The sequence below is a fragment of the Microbulbifer okhotskensis genome, from assembly GCF_023895975.1.
GTDB classification, from domain to species: Bacteria; Pseudomonadota; Gammaproteobacteria; order Pseudomonadales; family Cellvibrionaceae; genus Microbulbifer; species Microbulbifer okhotskensis.
Genome location: NZ_JALBWM010000218.1, coordinates 1 through 3,083, shown reverse-complemented (window position 1 = coordinate 3,083; position 3,083 = coordinate 1). Strand labels below are relative to the sequence as shown.

Annotated in this window: 3 protein-coding genes; 2 read left to right on the top strand and 1 reads right to left on the bottom strand. The window is 40.8% G+C overall.

Features of this window, described 5'->3' with window-relative positions:
• Positions 1-142: 142 nt before the first annotated feature.
• Complete coding sequence (locus tag MO867_RS21285; RefSeq protein ID WP_252472865.1) at positions 143-952, bottom strand: right-handed parallel beta-helix repeat-containing protein; 810 nt, start codon at positions 950-952, stop codon at positions 143-145.
• A 359-nt stretch (positions 953-1,311) separates the two neighbouring features.
• Between MO867_RS21285 and MO867_RS21280 the strand changes: the two genes are divergently transcribed.
• Both MO867_RS21280 and MO867_RS21275 read left to right on the top strand, forming a co-directional pair.
• Positions 1,312-2,202: an aspartyl protease family protein gene (locus MO867_RS21280; RefSeq protein ID WP_252472862.1), complete on the top strand. Its 891-nt coding sequence runs from the start codon at positions 1,312-1,314 to the stop codon at positions 2,200-2,202.
• Between the two features lie 125 nt (positions 2,203-2,327).
• Positions 2,328-3,026, top strand: a complete 699-nt coding sequence (locus MO867_RS21275) for a response regulator transcription factor (RefSeq protein ID WP_252472860.1) — start codon at positions 2,328-2,330, stop codon at positions 3,024-3,026.
• The last annotated feature ends 57 nt before the right edge of the window (positions 3,027-3,083 follow it).

The following is a 3,083-nucleotide window of genomic DNA, read 5'->3' as shown; positions in this document are numbered from 1 at the left end:
ACTACCAATAATCCACTAGCAAGAGCGGTTACACAGAATTATTTACACCCTCATTTTATAGTGCATGTTTATAGCAACCTGAACGCGGCAATGGACCTGCCATCAATTCTAGATTAAATTTGCAGGCCCATTACAAAATCACTTATTGAATACACGCATCATTTGCGTCACCAAAAATATTGGCGATCCATACGTTACCTACACAGGGGGGGCTATTTTGATCACTTAGATCATTACCAACATTATCTATCGTTGTATTTCCAGTAATAACATTTCCCTGCTGACTGTAAGCCTCCATTAGAATTCCATTAGTTCCATTATCGTTTGATGTATTTCCAACTATAAGGCTATTGTCTGAACCAAAAATTACTATACCACTCACCGCGTTAGAACTGGTAACATTTGAATTTACTACGCTGCTATTCCCAACAATTTCTATACCAGGAAAAAGGTTGTCACTCATTTCTGAGTTTATCACTTGGTTAAAATCGCCTAACACCCGAAGCCCTATCCCTGCATTCTTATTCGAGCTAGAATCTAGAACGAAGTTGCTATTACTTGTGAGCGTTATTCCGGAGAGAGTATTATCAGCGGCATTTATACCCTGAATAAAATGCGCTCCATTTCCTTCCGCAGAAACACCTGTCTCACAAGATTCTATAGAATTTCCACCCACTGAGTCGTTGAGAATTCTTCCGGTGCCGAGTATCCGCACTCCTATTCCAGAACCACTACAGCTGATTATGTAGCCATTTAAATCCAATGTTCCAGAATCGGTAATGGTTACAGCGGGACTGGTCAAGCAGACTTCTATAGACTTATCCAGAACTTCTGGCTCAGTTACAGTATCCCCGCAGCTTACTGCGAAGGTGCTGCTGGATAGTGAAACTATAGGGATTCCTGCAATAGCCAAGAACACCAGTTTTAATGAATCTATGCTCCCAAATTTCATATCAATTCTCCTCATCATGTATGATTGTTACAAAGCCAAGAATACCCAAGATTAAGGAGAGTGTGATCTAGGATAGAGAAAAATCTATAGGAATTTATTCTTAATTCAACCGTGCATCTACATACCCTAATTTTGAAGCTAAATAAATGGCTCTTACCGCCAAATATACTTCTAGACTACGTCTTTACGCAGTTTAGAAGACAACATTACAGAACCATTTTTTGTCCTCATTTTTAGCACCCTGGATATACTGTCATTTAACACATTCTTATAGATCTTGATAATTCCCTGACAATTCCCTCGGATACTGCTTCTCAACGGCATGAAATGCCTGATAACAGTAATAATCAGGGATATAAATGAAACATACACTTTTTTCGTTAGTGGTTCTTGGTCTGGCCAGTGGGTGTGCTAATACTGCCAATGGCGCAGAGGCAGAATTCTCCAGTACCCCTATGATGATCAGCCCCTCCGGCCATGTATATGTATATGCAGATATACAAGGAATAAAAGATTACCCGCTTATTGTTGATACTGGTACTGAATCTGGTGTGTTGCCGGAGTCAATACTCAATATCCTAAAGATTCCTGAGAAAAGCTTGATTTCCAGGGAAATACCAACAACTACCGGTAACGCTGAAATGCTCACAGCATATCTTAAAGAAACATCAATTTCTGGAAAGGTAGCCTCTGATCTTGAATATATATTTTACGATATGCCCAAATCCTTACTTCTGACCAATGGCCTAGAGCCGGGGATACTGGGACACAATTATCTGAGAAATTTTTGTGTCGAATTTGATTTCACCAACAGTACTTTCAACCTTGCAGAAGGTGGCTGCTCTACTGACAAATCCTATGGACTACGAGCTGTTCCATTTATAATTGAGAATAAGCAAATAAAAACCACCGCTAGTTTTTCGGGAATTAAAGCAGAGGTGCACCTTGATACAGGCGGGCGATACACGCTGATGAATAATGCACTTTTCGAACAATTAAACCACCTGAAAATGGGCGAAGAGAGGAACGTTTCAGGTGCAACTGGCAATAAAATGACGGTTAAGGAAATACAAAATCTGAGTTATGAACTAGGCAGACACAAAATCCAGGAAAAATCAATCTATGTCGGGGATATGCCAATCTTCGAGGAACTAGGCTACAAAGATACACCATTCCTCAATCTTGGTATCGATTATTTTAAAAGTGGTAAACTGGTAATCGATTATCAAAATAGAAACATATATTTTTAATCAGAAAGTCCGCTCCGGCGGGCTTATTCAGCTTTCCGATCAATGTCCCATTAACGCCAAGCATTTGCCTGCTAAATCTTGAAATTATAAGATATCAGTTTGAGTGATTTAGCGAAAACAACCCCATGCAAGGCACAACCTACACCATCTTATATGTCGAGGATGATAAGAGTACATCAGAAATACTCACCCTTTACTTACAAAAGCAAAAATATAGAGTACTGCATTTTGATAATGTTGAAGAGGCTGCCCGTGCACTCGTCAATATTGAGATAGATCTTGCAATTCTAGACGTGATGCTACCCAAGGGTGATGGTCGAGATCTCTTGCGCCAGGCAGTAGCCCGCAATATCCCTAGTATCATGGTAACTGCAAGGATCAGTGAGGAGGACCGCCTGGAAGGTTTTGACCTTGGCGCAGATGACTATGTCTGTAAGCCCTACAGCCCACGGGAACTTATCTCCAGGGTAAACGCATTGCTAAAAAGAACTAAGAGAGGCCAGCAGGGTGATGCTCTACTCTTCGAGGGTCTTAAAATAGACCTGAACAAGAAAGAGGTGCTTTGCGATGATGAACCCCTCAAGTTAACCGCCGTAGAATATGCCCTACTGCTGGCTCTGGCCAATTCCATCAATAGTGTGTTGAGCAGAGACCAATTAATGAGCAAAGCATGGGGTTCAAGTGCTGAAATCACTGATCGAGCCATTGATACTCATATGGCTAACCTGCGTAAGAAACTCAAAGAAAATAAACAATCACCTAGATTTATTGCAACTCGCTACGGTCAGGGCTATCAGTTTATTGAAAAAAAAATGATTTTATGAAGCTGCTAGATTGCCAACATAAGCGACACACGCTTACCCACTAGAAATTCCAGCGGG